The organism is Variovorax sp. TBS-050B (genome assembly GCF_029893635.1).
Classification (GTDB): domain Bacteria; phylum Pseudomonadota; class Gammaproteobacteria; order Burkholderiales; family Burkholderiaceae_C; genus Variovorax.
Genome location: NZ_JARXYR010000002.1, coordinates 2,783,188 through 2,796,918, shown reverse-complemented (window position 1 = coordinate 2,796,918; position 13,731 = coordinate 2,783,188). Strand labels below are relative to the sequence as shown.

Below are 13,731 nucleotides of genomic sequence, written 5' to 3'. Positions count from 1 at the left end.
CGACATGACCGACTACGCCAAGCTCGACGCCTGGATCGACGCCCACTTCGACGAGGAAGTGAAGTTCCTGCAGCAACTGGTGCAGGTGCCCACCGACACGCCGCCGGGCAACAACGCGCCGCATGCCGAGCGCACGGCCGAGCTGCTCGAGGGCTTCGGCCTCGTGGCCGAGAAGCATGCGGTGCCGGCGCAGGACGTGAAGGACTACGGCCTCGAATCGATCACCAACCTGATCGTGCGCCGCAAGTACGGTCCGGAAGGCCGCACCGTCGCGCTCAATGCGCACGGCGACGTGGTGCCGCCCGGCGAAGGCTGGACGCACGATCCCTACGGCGGCGAGATCGAAGGCGGCGCGCTCTACGGCCGCGCCGCCGCGGTCAGCAAGAGCGACTTCGCGAGCTTCACCTTCGCGCTGCGCGCGCTCGAGGCGGTGGCGAAGCCGGCCAAGGGCAGCGTCGAGCTGCACTTCACCTACGACGAGGAGTTCGGCGGCATCCTCGGCCCGGGCTGGCTGTTGAAGAACGGCCTCACCAGGCCCGACCTGATGATCGCGGCCGGCTTCAGCTACGAGGTGGTCACGGCGCACAACGGCTGCCTGCAGATGGAAGTGACGGTGCACGGCAAGATGGCGCATGCCGCCATCCCGGCGACCGGCGTCGATGCGCTGCAGGGCGCGGTCAAGATCCTCAATGCGCTCTATGCGCAGAACACGCTCTACAGGCAGGTGACGTCGAAGGTCGAGGGCATCACGCACCCCTACCTCAACGTCGGCCGGATCGAAGGCGGCACCAACACCAACGTGGTGCCCGGCAAGGTGGTGTTCAAGCTCGACCGCCGCATGATCCCCGAGGAGAACCCGGCCGAGGTCGAGGCCGCGATCCGCCAGGTGATCGCCGATGCGGCCGCCGAGAGCGAAGGCATCACGGTCGAGATCAAGCGCCTGCTGCTCGCCAATTCGATGAAGCCGCTCGCGGGCAACAAGCCGCTGGTCGAGGCAATCCAGAAGCACGGCGGCGAGCTCTTCGGCGAGCCGATCAAGGCCATGGGCACGCCGCTCTATACCGACGTGCGGCTCTACGGCGAGGCCGGCATTCCCGGCGTGATCTACGGCGCAGGCCCGCGCACGGTGCTCGAATCGCATGCCAAGCGCAGCGACGAGCGCGTGGTGCTCGAAGACCTGCGGCGCGCGACCAAGGTGATCGCGCGCACGCTGAGCGACCTGCTGGCCTGAGAAGCTGTGAACGAACCCGTCATGCCCGCTCATTCCACCAAAGCACGCCCACTCCGCGTTGCAAATGCTCGCCATAGCCCAAGCTATGGCTGCGCTTTGCGCCTTGATTGGGCGCACTTTGGCGGCCTGCTCGGACACGCCGGATCCATTCACAGCTTCTGAGGGGCCGAACCGACGCGGCGCGTCAAACGCCGCCTACAACAGCGCCGGCGCCGCCATGCAGCATGGCTGCATGACCAAACACAGCCCCACTCCCGCGGCGCTGCACGCCGATCCGCACCCGGTCGCGCACCGCTTCACCGACGTGAACGGCATGCGCATCTTCTACCGCGAAGCCGGCGCGCCCGACGCGCCGGTGCTGCTGCTGCCGCACGGCTATCCCTGCTCCTCGTTCCAGTTCCGCCGGCTGATGCCGGCGCTCGCGGACAAATGGCGGCTCGTGGCGCCCGACTTTCCGGGCTTCGGCCTCAGCGACACGCCCGAGGCCGGAATTTTCGGCTACGACTTCGATGCCTATGCGGCCTTCCTCGCCGACTTCCGCGAGCGGCTCGGCATCGGCCGCCATGCGATCTGGCTGCACGACTATGGCTCGCAGATCGGCCTGCGCCTCGCGATCCGAGAGCCCGCGCGCATCGCCGCCGTGATCATTCAGAACGGCGACATCTACGAGGACACGCTCGGGCCCAAGTACAAGGCGATCCAGGATTTCTGGCGCGACCCCTCCCCCGCGCACCGCGCGGTGCTGGAGGAGGCGGTGAGCGAGGAAGGCTTTCGCGCCGAGTTCGTCGGCGAGGTGCCCGAGGCCCAGGCCGCGCTGATCCCGCCCGAGCTCTGGAAGCTGCACTGGCCGCTGATGGACCAGCCCGCGCGGCGCGAACTCGCGCGCCGGCTGATGGAGGGGCTGAAGCAGAACCTCGGCTGGTTCCCGCGCTACCAGGCCTACCTGCGCGAGCACCAGCCGCCGGCGCTGATCGTCTGGGGTCCGAACGACGGCTACATGCCCGAGGCCTCGGGCCGCGCCTACCTGCGCGACCTGCCCGAGGCCGAGCTCGTGATGACCGACGGCGGCCACTGGCTGCTCGAGACGCACCTCGAACAGGTGGTGCCCGTCGTCCGCCGCTTCCTGGCTTCAGCGCTCTAGTTCAGCGCTCTAGTTCGGCGATCTCGCGCGTCACGCGCAGGAACTTCGCCATGTCGTCCAGCGAGTGGCAGTGCAGCGGCGAGACCCGCACCGTGCCTGCGAGGCCGAAGGATTCGAGCATGCGCTTCGAGTAGATGCTGCTCGCCACCCGCTCGTACACCGTCACGCCGCGCAGCCCGTACTCGACCACCGCGCGCGTGCAGTCGATGCGGTCGAAGCCGATGCCGATGATCAGGTCGCGCTTCGTGAGGTCCGGATGGTCGAGGAAGACCTTCACGCCCGGAATTCCGCGCAGTCCTGCGGCACCGCCGCAGCCCTCGAGCAGCGCGGCGAGCAGCGCGCGTTCGTGCAGCTCGATGTGCGCGATGCCGGCCTCGAAGCGCGCGCGCCGTTCGGTCGCATCGGAGAAATGCCCGCCGAGCCAGCAGACGTAGTCCACGATCTCCGAGAACACCGCGAACTGCCACGGCGCCGCGCTGCCCAGGTCCCAGAAGTCGGCCTTCTTGCCCGCGAGCTTGTGGTGCGGCAGCCGCGCCGCGCGCTCCGACAGCCATGCGAGCCCCGAGCCGCGGCAGCCGAAGAACTTGTAGGGCGCGAGATTGATGCCGTCCACCGGCGCCTGCTGCAGGTCGATCAGGCCGTGCGGCGCATGCTGCACGGCATCGACGAGGATGTAGAGATCGGGCTTGATCGCGCGCGCGCGGCGCACGATCTCGGCGAGGTCGAGCTTGGCGCCCGAGATGTTCGAGGCATGGATCACGTTGAGCAGGCTGGTGTCCTGGTCGACCAGCCGCACGATCGCGTCGACGTCCACGCCGCCGGTCTCGCGGTTGCTCTGCGCCACCCGCAGTTCGCGGCCGCAGCGCTGGGCATAGAGGCTCATCGCGTCGAAGGCCGAAGGATGCTCGAGCACGGTCGTGACCATGTTCGTGCCCGGCACGTTCTCGGCCACGGCGCGCACCATGTCGAACATCGCGCCCGAGGCGGTCAGCGAGGCGTAGACGCTGCCGCCTTCGGCGTTGAGCACGGTGCGCAGGTCGTCCGCGCCGCGGGCCTGGATCTGCTGCAGCTCGACGGCCGTGGCATGGATGCGCTCGGTGTTGTCGGGCACCGCATCGACCGCCGCGAAGCGCTCGGCCGCGGCCTTGAGCCGGAACGAGCCGCCCGCGTTGTCGAAGTAGAGCCGCTCGCGCCCGTGGTGGTCGCGGTCCACGTGCAGGAAGCGCTCCTTGACCTCGCGCATCAGCGCATCGGAGAACGCGAGCCCGCGCGGATGCATGGAATTCGCCGCCATCCTCAGACGCCCTTGTTGTTCGGGTTCTTGTAGGCCTCGCGCACCGCGGCCGACATCGGGAAGTTGAGGTTCACGTTGCGCGGCGGGATCGGCGACATGAACCACCTGGCGTAGAGCTTGTCGATCTCGCCCGACTTCATCAGGCCGGTCACGGTCTGGTCGACGATGGCCTTGAACTCGGGGTCGTCCTTGCGCATCATGATCCCGTAGGGTTCCTGCCGCAGCACGTCCTTCAGCAGCTTGTAGTCCGAAGCGTTGGGCTGGTTGGCGATCAGGCCGGCGAGCTGCACGTCGTCGAGCACGTAGGCCACGGCGCGGTCGCTCGCGAGCAGCAGGAAGGCATCGGCCGTGTCCTTGCCCGCGATCTCCTGCACTTCCATGTTCTCGCTCTTGCGGAAACCGCGCAGCAGCTGCATCGAGGTGCTCCCCGCCACCGTCGCGACCGGCTTGCCGTTGAGCTCGGCGATCGTGTTGATGCCCGAACTCTTCTTGACCGCGGCAGTGATGTTGGTCACGAAGTGGCTCGGCGCGAAGTCCACCTGCTGCTGGCGCTGCACCGTGTTGGTGGTGGTCGCGCAGTCGAGGTCGACCGTACCGTTCTGCACCAGCGGGATGCGGTTGGTCGAGTTGAGCAGCGTGTAGCGCACCTCGATCTTCGCGAGGCCGAGCTTGGCCTTGATCGCATCGACCACCTTGAGGCAGATCTCGTTGGTGAAGCCGATGGGTGCGCTGTCGCCACCGGTCTTGTAGGAGAACGGGATCTGCGTGTCGCGGTAGCCGATCTGCACCGCGCCGCTTTCCCTGATCTTGCGCAGCGTAGGGCTCTCCTGCGCGGAGGCGGTGCCGCAGAGCAGCGACAGGGCGCCGGCGGCCAGCGCGAGGGACAACAACGGGAGTTTCATGGCGGTTTCCTTTGAAGAGGGTGCGTACGGCCGGACGGCGCGGCCCGGCACGAATGTTCCGCCCTGGCTCCGATTTCCAAAAGCGATTTTTAGCGATCGAATAACATGAACAAAAGAGATTTAAAGCGACCCCCCTCATGATGACCTTCAAGCAGCTCGAAGCGCTTTACTGGATCGCGAGGCTCGGCGGCTTCGCGCAGGCGGCCAACCAGCTCCACACCTCGCAGTCGGCCGTCTCCAAGCGGGTGCACGAGCTGGAGCTGCTGTTCGACACCGAGCTGTTCGACCGCAGCCAGCGCAGCGCGCGTCTCACCGAGAAGGGCGAGGAGATGTTCGTGCTCGCGCAGAAGCTGCTGGAGCAGCGCGATGCCGCCGTCGAGCAGTTCGGCAAGCCCGGCGTGGTCCAGCGCAGGCTGCGCATCGGCGTGACCGAGCTCACCGCGATGACCTGGCTGCCGCGGCTGGTGGGCCTGATCCAGCGGCACTATCCCAAGGTGATCCTCGCGCCCGACGTGGACGACAGCCTGCAGCTGCGCGACAAGCTGCTCGCCGACGAGCTCGACCTCGCGATCGTGCCCCACACTTTTGCCGACTCGCGCCTGCAGAGCAAGGTCATCGGCAAGGTCCAGAGCGCCTGGATGTGCAAGCCCGGCGTGGTGCCGGCCGGCAGGGGCGCGATGCGGCTGCACGAGCTCGCGCGGCATCGCATGCTGGTGCAGGGCAGCAACTCGGGCACCGGCCGCGCCTACGACGCCTGGATGAAGGAACAGGGCGTGCAGCCCGCCGAGAGCATCGTGGTGAGCAACCTCGTCGCCCTCACCGGCCTCACGGTCTCGGGCCTGGGCGTGAGCTACCTGCCGCGCCAGTGCCTCGAGCCGCTCGTCGCGGCCGGCATGCTCGCGGTCATCGACGTGGTGCCCGCGCTGCCCGTGGTGCGCTACGTCGCGATGCACAAGGGCGAACACCGCAGCGCGCTGACCTCGTCGATCGTGATGCTGGCGCAGGAATGCTGCGACTTCACGCGCATGTTCCAGGCGCAGGGGGAGGCGGGCTGACGCACACCAAAGGACTCAAAGGGTCGATTGTTCGCCGGCGGGAAACGGACTACTGCCGCCTGGCCCCTTTGTGAAGGAGGCGTTGGCTTCCAAACTTGGCGGCCTTCCACAACAACACACGCATTGGCGCGGGCATGCCCCACGCGCCCGGCCGGTGCATGCGATCCAAGGACTCCTTTCATGATGAATTCACCCAGCGGCAACCCCTGCATCGACGACCTGCCGTCCGAGAGCGCGAGGCCCGCCACGGCCCGCCGCTCCGCCTGGCTCGCGGTCGGCTCGATCGCGGTCGGCACCTTCGCGATGGTGTCGACCGAGTTCATGCCGATCGGCCTGCTGACCGACATTGCGCGCGGCCTGGGCGTGTCCGACGGCACGGCCGGCCTGATGATCACCATGCCCGGCGTGCTCGCGGCCTTCGCGGGGCCGGCGCTGATCGTGGCCTCGGGCCGGCTCGACCGGCGCACGGTGCTGATCGCGCTCACCACGCTGCTGATCGCGTCGAACCTGCTCGCTGCCTTCGCGCCCAACTTCGCGACCATGCTGGTCGCGCGCCTCATGCTCGGCCTCGCGGTCGGCGGCTTCTGGACCTTCGCGCCGGCCGCGGCCACGCAACTGGTGCCCGACGCCTCGAAGGCGCGCGCGATGTCGATCGTGCTCGCGGGCGTCTCCGCCGCCACCGTGCTCGGCGTGCCGGCCGGCTCCTGGCTCGGCACCACCTTCGGCTGGCGCGCCTCCTTCGCCGTGACCGGCGCACTGGCCGCGGCGGTGCTGCTGGTGCAGCTGTGGCTGCTGCCGGCGATCCCGCCGCAGCGCGCCATCGGCGCGCGCGACCTGCTGACGCCGCTCACGCGCCGCATGGCGCAGATCGGCCTGCTCACGGTACTGTTCTTCATCGCCGGCCACTTCTCGGCCTACACCTACCTGAAGCCGCTGCTGCAGCAGGTGTTCGGCCTGCCGGCGCACGCCGTGTCGACGCTGCTGCTGGTCTACGGCGCCGTGGGCTTCGTCGGCACCTTCCTCGGCGGCAGCCTGGTGGCGCGCAGCGTGCGCGGCACCACCCTGCTCGCGGCGCTGATGCTCGCGACCGCGCTGCTGCTGTCGACGCAGATCGGCACCGGCATGGTGGCCGGCGCGGTCGTGGTCGTGATCTGGGGCGTGGCCTTCGGCCTGATCCCGGTGGCGCTCACCGGCTGGATGATGGAAGCGGTGCCCGATGCGCAGGAAGCCGGCCAGGCCCTGCTCGTGACCGGCTTCCAGGTCGCGATCGCCTCCGGCGCGCTGATCGGCGGCGTGGTGGTCGACGGCTTCGGCATCGCGAGCGCGATGGTGCTCAGCGGCGTGCTGGTGCTGGTCGCGGCGCTGATCGTGGGCACGCTGGGGCGCGCACCGCGGGCTTCGAAGATGGCGGCGATTCCCGAGTGAACGCCAGCGCAGCGATCCCAGCGGTCGCTGCGCTGGATGTCATTGCTTTCTCCGCCTTTCGGTCTTCGGCAGCAGTTTCGCCGCATCCTCCAGCGCGCGCAGATGGAACTCGGCCCCTTCCGCCTCGCGCAGTGACCGCCGCTTGGCGGCGAACTGCTCGTACTGGTTTTCCGCGTGCGCATCGGCTTGTTTTTTCGAGATGCGACCGGCACCGTCCAACACGCGACGCTCGTTGAACGTGAGGAAAGCGTCGAGCCTCTCCACCCAGTTCTTCAGAAAGATCTCTTTGCGGCGCTGCGCCTGGTCCTCGGCGAAATCCAACCACATTGTCACGATGCGATTGAGCTCACCGATCTCACCCGCCGCGCAGGTAGTTCTTCGCGATCGTGACGTCGCTCTTCTGCACACTGCCAGACTTCCAGCTGGTCAGTCCCATGTGGGGAAGGCCGCTGTCCGCGCGCTCCGCGCTCCGCGATCAGCTCGGCAGCGGTCTTCCCGGTGATGGCGAAATGCAGCTTGTTTTGAATCAGTCGGAAGAACCGGGTCGTTTCCGGAAGTGCCGGCGCGTAGTCAGCCGCCATGGCGAAGATCTCGCGGACACGCAAATACATTCGTCGCTCGCTGGCCCGGATGTCACGAATGCGTTCCGTAGAGCAGGAATTCACCATTGAGCGCCTCTGGCTCGGACATTCGATTCGATTGCGACGTCTTCATACGCGACTTCACTGAGCACCCCTCCCGTATCCGTGCTCATGGTAGGCGCAAAACGCAGGGTCAGCCGTCTGCATCACGCTCTTTTGCCGCCGGGGCCGGCCTTCCCCGCCGCCACGATCGCCTCCAGCACCACGCGCAACCCCCGGCCCACCGGCTTGTCCCGCCGCACCACCACCGCCAGCGTGCGATGCATGCGCGGTGCGAGGCGGCTGGTCTTCAGGTCGGGGTGGGCGCCGCGGCCGGTCATGGCCATGCGCGGCACGATGCCGTAGCCCAGGCCCGCGGCCACCATCTCCTTCATCGCCTCGACGCTGCCGAGCTCCATCACCGGCTGCGGCTGGAAGCCCTCGGCCGCGAACCAGCGGTCGACGAGCTTGCGGGTGTTGGCCGCGGGTTCGAACAGCACCAGCGGCAGGGCCGCGAGGTCGGCCGGGCCGACGCGCGCCTTGAGCGGGGCGAGGTCGCTGCGGCCGATGGCGACGAACTCGTCGTCGAGCACCGGCGTCACGCTCAGCGAGCGGCCGGCCGCGGGCAGGGTGACCAGCGCGAGGTCGATGCTGTTCTCTTCCACCTTGCGGACCTGGTCCTCGGTGTTGCCGGTGCTCACCACGATGCCGAGCGCCGGATACTGCTCCCGCAGCCCACGCAGCAGCGCCGGCAGGAAGTGCAGGCAGGCGGTGGCCCCGGTGCCGAGCCGCACGCGGCCCGCCACGCCGCTCGCATGGCCTTCGAGCGCATCGATGGCGTTCTCCACCGCGGCGGCGATGTTGGGCGCATGCCGCAGCAGCTCCGCGCCGGCGGGCGTGGCCTTCGCACGCTTGCCGACGCGCTCCACCAGGCGCACGCCGAGCCTGCGCTCGAGCTGGCGGACCTGCAGGCTCACCGCGGGCTGCGAGAGGCCCAGGCGGTCGGCCGCGGCCGAGAAGCTGCCGGCCTCGATCACGAGTCCGAAGGAGCGCAGCTGCTCGAGATTCAGTGTTTTGTCCAAAGTATTTCTCATGCGCTGCATAGGGCAGCGAAGCTTCACTTATGCATGGCGCACCGTCAAGATGCCGCCATGCATTCGCCAGACCCCGCAGACGCCCTCCCCTTCCGCATCCTCGACGCCGAGCCGCACCACATGGCCGCGGTGCAGGCCATCTACGGCCGCTACGTGCTGCACGACCTCTGCTCCTTCGAGGAAGAAGTGCCGAGCGTCGCGCAGATGCAGCAGCGCCGCGCCGACGTGGTGGCGCGCGGCCTGCCCTATCTCGTCGCCGTGCGGAACGGCGAGGTGGCGGGCTACGCCTATGCGGGGCCGTATCGCACGCGGTCGGCCTACCGCCGCACCGTCGAGAACTCGGTCTACGTGGCGCCCGACGCGCAGGGCCACGGCATCGGCAAGGCCCTGCTCGCGGAAGTGATCCGCCGCTGCGCCGACGCCGGCTTCGCGCAGATGGTGGCGGTGATCGGCAACAGCGCCAATGCCGGTTCGCGGCGGCTGCACCAGCGCCTGGGCTTCGAGACCGTCGGCGTGCTGCGCAACGTGGGCTTCAAGTTCGGACAGTGGGTCGACACCGTCCTGATGCAGCGTGCACTGCGCTGAGACGGGCCCGGCGCGCGGATGGCTCGCGCTGCTGTGCGCGAGCCGGCTGCTGCAGGCGATGATCGTCACCGCCTATTCGGGCGTGCTGCCGTTCATGATGGCCGACTGGCACATGACGGCGGCGCAGGCCGGCTCGATCCAGAGCGCCTGGCACGTGGGCTACATGAGTTCGCTGTTCGCGGTCGGTCTGCTGGCGGACCGGCACGGCCCGCACCGGGTGTTCTTCATCGGCAGCGCGATCAGCGCCGCGGCGGCGCTGGGCTTCGCGCTCTTCGCGCGCGACCATCTGTCGGCGCTGCTGCTCTACGGCCTGACGGGCCTGTGCGCCGGCGCCTCCTACACGCCGGGCCTGCAACTGCTCGCGCACAACACCGAGCCCACTGTGCGCGGCCGCGCGATGGGGCTGTTCCTCGGCGCCGCGTCGATGGGCTATGCGCTCTCGCTCGCGGTGGTGGCGGTGTTCAGCCACCTGCTGCACTGGCGGTGGGGCCTGCTGATGGCCGCGGGCTGCACGCTCGCGGGTGCGCTGCTGACCCTGCCCGCGCTGCGCCGCATGCGTCCGCCCGCGCCGGCTGCCGCGGCGGGCATGCCGCGCGAAGGCACCTGGCAGGCGCTGGCGGCCACCGTGCGGGACAAGCCGGCGATGGCCGGCAACTGGGCCTATGCCTTCCACTGCTGGGAGCTGATGGCGCTCTGGGCCTGGCTGCCGGCCTACCTCGTGGCATCGTCGAGCGAGCTCTCGCCGGGCTGGAAGGGCGCGGGCATCGCGCTGGCGGCGCTGTCGCACCTGGTGAGCGTGGCCGGCAGCATCGCGGGCGGCGCGGCCTCCGACCGCCTCGGCCGCGCCAAGGTGATGATGATCGCCACGCTCGCGAGCCTGGGCATGTCGTTCGCCTTCGGCTGGATGTGGACCTGGCCGCTGTGGCTGCTCGCGCTGATGGCCGCGCTCTACAACATGCTGGCGATCGCCGACTCGTCGGTCTATTCGACCGCGCTGGCCGACGTGGTGGCGCCGCACCGGCTGGGCGTGGCGTATTCGGTGCGCTCGGTGATGGGCTTCGGCGCGGGCGCGGTCAGCCCCTGGGTGTTCGGCCTGGTGCTCGACTGGGGCCAGGCGCGCTTCGGCTTCGGCAGTACCTATGGCTGGGTCGCGGCCTGGAGCTCGGTCGGCCTGGGCGCGCTGCTCGGGCCCTGGATGATCCTGCGCTTCGCTCGGCTGCACGATGCGCATGCGGCGCGGGCGCGCACGGCGGGCTGACGCGCTGCGCTACTCGCCGAGCAGTTCGCCGATCGGCTGCAGGTCTTCGACGCGGTCGCAGATCGACTTGATCACCATCGTGATCGGAATGCCCAGCAGCAGCCCCCACACGCCCCAGAGCCAGCCCCAGAAGATCACGCCGACGAACACCGCCACCGGATTCATGCGGCTGGTGCGGCTGGTGAGCCAGGGCATCAGCAGGTTGCCGACGATCGTGTGGATCAGCAGCGAGGTGCCGGCCACGAGCAGCGCCATCTCGATGGTGTTGAACTGCAGGAAGGCCACGAGCCCCGCCGCGGCCATGACGATCACCGAGCCGATGTACGGAATGAGGTTGGTCACCGCGGCCACGATGCCCCAGACGGCCGCATTGCCGAGCCCGAGCGCCCAGAACGCGAGGCCGGTGGCCACGCCCACGAGCACGCTGGTCAGGATCTGCACGATCAGGTAGCGCTCGATGTTGCGCGTGATGTCGTCGAGCACATGCACCGTGATCTTCTTCTTCTGCAGGCTCGGCCCGGTGATCTTGATCAGCTTGCGCCGGAAGGTGTTGCCCGAGCACAGCGCGAAGAAGGTGAGGAAGGCCACGAGCGTGAACTGGCCCGCGGCCGACAGCAGCCCGACCGTGCCGCTCCAGAGGTAGTCGCGCACGTTGAACGGCGGCCGCTCGATCACCACGCGCGCCACGCCGCGCTTGGACAGCGCGCGCGAGTTCTCCTCGGCCGCGCGCTCGAGCTGCGACGCCGCCTGCTGCACGTTGTCCAGGGGATTGGCGCTGGCGCTGCGGCCGGTGGTGCGCATGACCTGGCGCAGCTTCTGCGCCGCCACCGGCAGCGAATCGAGCAGCTCCGAGGCGCTGCCCGAGAGCGAGTACCCGGTCCAGCCCAGGCCGCCGCCGAGGCCGAGCAGGATCACGGTGGCGCCGATCCAGCGCGGCAGGCGCCAGTGCTCGAGCCGGTCGACCAGCGGCGACAGCGCATAGCTCAGCAGCAGGCTCAGCATCAGCGGGATGAACACCGCCTGCGCCCAGCGCAGCGCGAACACGCTCGCGAGCACCGCCAGCACCACCAGCGAGGCGCTGCGCACGTCCACCGGCATGTGCAGCATCAGGCGCTGCGGCTCGGGTTCGGGCTGCAGCAGTTCGGGCGCGATGGCGTCGGGCGGCGGCTCCGGCGGGGGTTCGGAAGCGGCCGGTTCGGGCGACAGCGCCGCGTCGCGCGGATCGGGGGGCGTGGCCGCGCGCGCCTCGCCAGCGGGGTTCTTGGCATCGGTCATCGCGTTTCCTTCAGCACTTCGCGCACGGCGGGCAGTTGCCGGCGCGACACGGCCACGGGTTCGGGCACTGCTTCGAGCCGCAGTGCCCAGCCTTCGGCGTCCTCGCCGTCGTCGTATTTCTCGAGCGCCCGGATGGCCGCGCGCGCGACCAGCGCATTGCGGTGCACGCGCAGGAAGCGCTCGGGATAGCGCTCCTCGAATTCGTTGAGCGAGCCGTCGAGGATGTGGCTGCGCGTGGCCGTCCGCACCGTGAGGTACTTGTGCTCGGACTTGAGGTAGAGCACCTCGGCGAGCGGCACGCGCTCGGCGCGGCCGCGGTCCTGGATCAGCAGGCTCTCCTGCAGCGCGCTCGCCTGCAGCGCGCGCCGCTCCTTGAGGAAGCGCTCGGCCTTCTGCAGCGCCTGCTGCAGGCGCTCGGCGCGCACCGGCTTGGTCAGGTAGTCGACGGCGTCGAGGTCGAAGGCCGTGACCGCATGGGCCGCATGCGCGGTGACGAACACCACCGCCGGCGCGTCGGCGCGGCTGCGCAGGCCGCGCGCCACCTCGATGCCGTCCACCCCGGGCATGTGCACGTCGAGCAGCACCAGGTCGAGCGGCATGTGCGCCAGATGCTGCAGCGCCTCGGCGCCCTGCGCGGCTTCGGCCACCACCTCGGCCGCGGGCGAGCGGCAGTCGCGCAGCAGGGTGCGAAGGCGCGAACGCGCCAGGGCTTCGTCGTCGACGATCAAGGTCTTGAGGGTCATGATTCGGCGGGAATGGCGATGCGCACGCGGTAGTTCTTCTGGTCCATGCCGGCGCTGAACTGCATCTGCATGTCGTGCAGCAGGCGCAGCCGGTCGCGCACGTTCGCGAGCGCGATGCCGTGGCCGCGCGGCAGCGGCTCGTCGGCCCAGCGCAGCGGCGGCAGGCTGTTGACCACCTCGATCACCACCACGTTGCCGCGGCGCTCGGTGCGGATGCGCAGCTTGGCGCCCTCGGGGCTCGGCTCCACGCCGTGCTTGATGGCGTTCTCCACCAGCGGCTGCAGCAGGAGCGGCGGCAGGCGCGCGCTGCTGGCCGCGGCATCGAGGTCCCAGCGGATGCGCAGCCGGTCGCCGAAGCGCACCTGCTCGATCGCGAGGTAGCGCTCGGCCAGCGCGATCTCGTCGGCCAGCGTGCCCGATTCGCCCGGATCGGCCAGCGCCTGGCGGAACAGCTCGGCCAGATCCTCCAGCATGGCCTCGGCCTTCGCGGGTTCCTCGCGCACCAGCGCAATCGCGCTGTTGAGCGTGTTGAAGAGAAAGTGCGGCCGGATGCGCGACTGCAGTTCCTCGAGCCGCGCGGTGGTGGCAGCCGGCGTCTGGCCGCGCGCACGCAGCACCATCGCAGCCATCACCATGCCCGCGATGAAGGCGCCCGCCACCGCGCTCGCGAGCCAGGGCGCGGTGCCGGCGACGCCGGTCAGCCGCAGCAGGCCGCAGCCGTAGAGCGCCGCGATCGCGCCCAGCGCCGCGCCCGCCGCGTACTGCGCCTGCCGCGGCAGGCGCGACAGCGGCTTCTTGAGCCCGCAGGCGGCCACCAGCCAGAGCAGCGTCGCGGGCAGCGCACCGCCGGTGACGGTGGCCGTCTGCACCAGCCACTCGCCCGGCGAGGCGGCGACGAAAAGCGCCGCGACCGCCACCAGCGCCTCGACGAAGAGCACCGCGCGCAGCACCACCCCGATCTGGCAGGCGTCGAACAGCGGCGCGCGCGCGGCGCGCGCGGGCAAACGGCCTTTTTCGGGCGAGGCCGGAGGCTTGGCGGTGGAGGTGGCCGATAAAATCGCCGGATTGCGCATCACAGATACATCGGGTAACCAACCCATTATTGCCT

14 protein-coding genes and 1 pseudogene are annotated in these 13,731 nt (G+C 69.5%); 6 read left to right on the top strand and 9 right to left on the bottom strand.

The features are described 5' to 3' along the window. The first annotated feature begins 4 nt into the window (after nt 1–4). Together M2165_RS16035 and M2165_RS16030 are read left to right on the top strand one after the other, a co-directional pair. Nucleotides 5–1,231 carry a M20/M25/M40 family metallo-hydrolase gene (locus tag M2165_RS16035; protein WP_280815591.1) on the top strand — a complete coding sequence of 409 codons (1,227 nt, stop codon included), beginning with the start codon at nt 5–7 and terminating at the stop codon, nt 1,229–1,231. 232 nt (nt 1,232–1,463) lie between these two features. Further along, complete coding sequence (locus M2165_RS16030; RefSeq protein ID WP_280815590.1) at nt 1,464–2,372, top strand: alpha/beta hydrolase; 909 nt, start codon at nt 1,464–1,466, stop codon at nt 2,370–2,372. Between the two features lies 1 nt (nt 2,373). On the opposite strand, the gene M2165_RS16025 is transcribed toward M2165_RS16030, so the two are convergent. Beyond that, the gene (locus M2165_RS16025; protein WP_280815589.1) at nt 2,374–3,666 is read right to left on the bottom strand and encodes an aminotransferase class V-fold PLP-dependent enzyme; all 1,293 of its coding nucleotides are present in this window, start codon (nt 3,664–3,666) and stop codon (nt 2,374–2,376) included. Nucleotides 3,667–3,668: 2 nt separating this feature from the next. Next, nucleotides 3,669–4,568: an amino acid ABC transporter substrate-binding protein gene (locus M2165_RS16020; RefSeq protein WP_280815588.1), complete on the bottom strand. Its 900-nt coding sequence runs from the start codon at nt 4,566–4,568 to the stop codon at nt 3,669–3,671. Between the two features lie 140 nt (nt 4,569–4,708). On the opposite strand from M2165_RS16020, the gene M2165_RS16015 reads away from it, so the two are divergent. Both M2165_RS16015 and M2165_RS16010 read left to right on the top strand, forming a co-directional pair. After that, nucleotides 4,709–5,623, top strand: a complete 915-nt coding sequence (locus tag M2165_RS16015) for a LysR family transcriptional regulator (RefSeq protein WP_280817554.1) — start codon at nt 4,709–4,711, stop codon at nt 5,621–5,623. 180 nt (nt 5,624–5,803) lie between these two features. Beyond that, entirely contained in the window at nt 5,804–7,048 is a 1,245-nt protein-coding gene (locus tag M2165_RS16010) for an MFS transporter (RefSeq protein WP_280815587.1), read from the top strand. Between the two features lie 39 nt (nt 7,049–7,087). Here M2165_RS16010 and rhuM read toward each other — a convergent pair whose 3' ends face one another. The 4 genes and pseudogenes from rhuM to M2165_RS15990 all read right to left on the bottom strand — a co-directional run bounded on the left by rhuM (nt 7,088) and on the right by M2165_RS15990 (nt 8,771). After that, nucleotides 7,088–7,375, bottom strand: a complete 288-nt coding sequence (gene rhuM, locus M2165_RS16005; RefSeq protein WP_280817553.1) for a RhuM family protein — start codon at nt 7,373–7,375, stop codon at nt 7,088–7,090. Nucleotides 7,376–7,403: 28 nt separating this feature from the next. Continuing rightward, nucleotides 7,404–7,484, bottom strand: a complete 81-nt coding sequence (locus M2165_RS16000; protein ID WP_280817552.1) for a hypothetical protein — start codon at nt 7,482–7,484, stop codon at nt 7,404–7,406. A gap of 94 nt (nt 7,485–7,578) precedes the next feature. Further along, a pseudogene (locus tag M2165_RS15995) lies at nt 7,579–7,659 on the bottom strand (hypothetical protein); the annotation flags it as partial. 176 nt (nt 7,660–7,835) lie between these two features. Further along, nucleotides 7,836–8,771 (bottom strand): LysR family transcriptional regulator, encoded by a 936-nt coding sequence (locus M2165_RS15990; protein ID WP_280815586.1) that lies wholly within the window; start codon nt 8,769–8,771, stop codon nt 7,836–7,838. Between the two features lie 48 nt (nt 8,772–8,819). Between M2165_RS15990 and M2165_RS15985 the strand changes: the two genes are divergently transcribed. Continuing rightward, nucleotides 8,820–9,347, top strand: a complete 528-nt coding sequence (locus M2165_RS15985) for an N-acetyltransferase family protein (protein ID WP_280815585.1) — start codon at nt 8,820–8,822, stop codon at nt 9,345–9,347. Further along, nucleotides 9,334–10,605, top strand: a complete 1,272-nt coding sequence (locus M2165_RS15980) for an MFS transporter (RefSeq protein ID WP_280815584.1) — start codon at nt 9,334–9,336, stop codon at nt 10,603–10,605. The genes M2165_RS15985 and M2165_RS15980 overlap by 14 nt, the downstream gene beginning before the upstream one ends. A gap of 9 nt (nt 10,606–10,614) precedes the next feature. On the opposite strand, the gene M2165_RS15975 is transcribed toward M2165_RS15980, so the two are convergent. Genes M2165_RS15975 through M2165_RS15965 form a run of 3 tightly spaced genes read right to left on the bottom strand, consistent with a single transcriptional unit; the run spans nt 10,615 to nt 13,723 of the window. After that, nucleotides 10,615–11,880: an AI-2E family transporter gene (locus M2165_RS15975; RefSeq protein WP_280815583.1), complete on the bottom strand. Its 1,266-nt coding sequence runs from the start codon at nt 11,878–11,880 to the stop codon at nt 10,615–10,617. Beyond that, nucleotides 11,877–12,623, bottom strand: a complete 747-nt coding sequence (locus M2165_RS15970) for a LytTR family DNA-binding domain-containing protein (RefSeq protein ID WP_280815582.1) — start codon at nt 12,621–12,623, stop codon at nt 11,877–11,879. Before M2165_RS15970 ends, M2165_RS15975 begins: the two co-directional genes overlap by 4 nt. Continuing rightward, nucleotides 12,620–13,723, bottom strand: a complete 1,104-nt coding sequence (locus M2165_RS15965; protein WP_280815581.1) for a histidine kinase — start codon at nt 13,721–13,723, stop codon at nt 12,620–12,622. Before M2165_RS15965 ends, M2165_RS15970 begins: the two co-directional genes overlap by 4 nt. Nucleotides 13,724–13,731: the final 8 nt, after the last annotated feature.

Excerpts from the sequence above, each read along its gene's own strand:
- M2165_RS15970 (WP_280815582.1), bottom strand. The coding sequence starts at position 12,623 with ATGACCCTCAAGACCTTGATCGTCGACGACGAAGCCCTGGCGCGTTCG.
- M2165_RS16030 (WP_280815590.1), top strand. The coding sequence starts at position 1,464 with ATGACCAAACACAGCCCCACTCCCGCGGCGCTGCACGCCGATCCGCAC.
- M2165_RS15985 (WP_280815585.1), top strand. The coding sequence starts at position 8,820 with ATGCATTCGCCAGACCCCGCAGACGCCCTCCCCTTCCGCATCCTCGAC.
- M2165_RS15975 (WP_280815583.1), bottom strand. The coding sequence starts at position 11,880 with ATGACCGATGCCAAGAACCCCGCTGGCGAGGCGCGCGCGGCCACGCCC.
- rhuM (WP_280817553.1), bottom strand. The coding sequence starts at position 7,375 with ATGTGGTTGGATTTCGCCGAGGACCAGGCGCAGCGCCGCAAAGAGATC.
- M2165_RS16035 (WP_280815591.1), top strand. The coding sequence starts at position 5 with ATGACCGACTACGCCAAGCTCGACGCCTGGATCGACGCCCACTTCGAC.
- M2165_RS15965 (WP_280815581.1), bottom strand. The coding sequence starts at position 13,723 with ATGGGTTGGTTACCCGATGTATCTGTGATGCGCAATCCGGCGATTTTA.
- M2165_RS16020 (WP_280815588.1), bottom strand. The coding sequence starts at position 4,568 with ATGAAACTCCCGTTGTTGTCCCTCGCGCTGGCCGCCGGCGCCCTGTCG.
- M2165_RS16015 (WP_280817554.1), top strand. The coding sequence starts at position 4,709 with ATGACCTTCAAGCAGCTCGAAGCGCTTTACTGGATCGCGAGGCTCGGC.
- M2165_RS16010 (WP_280815587.1), top strand. The coding sequence starts at position 5,804 with ATGATGAATTCACCCAGCGGCAACCCCTGCATCGACGACCTGCCGTCC.
- M2165_RS16000 (WP_280817552.1), bottom strand. The coding sequence starts at position 7,484 with ATGGGACTGACCAGCTGGAAGTCTGGCAGTGTGCAGAAGAGCGACGTC.
- M2165_RS15990 (WP_280815586.1), bottom strand. The coding sequence starts at position 8,771 with ATGCAGCGCATGAGAAATACTTTGGACAAAACACTGAATCTCGAGCAG.
- M2165_RS16025 (WP_280815589.1), bottom strand. The coding sequence starts at position 3,666 with ATGGCGGCGAATTCCATGCATCCGCGCGGGCTCGCGTTCTCCGATGCG.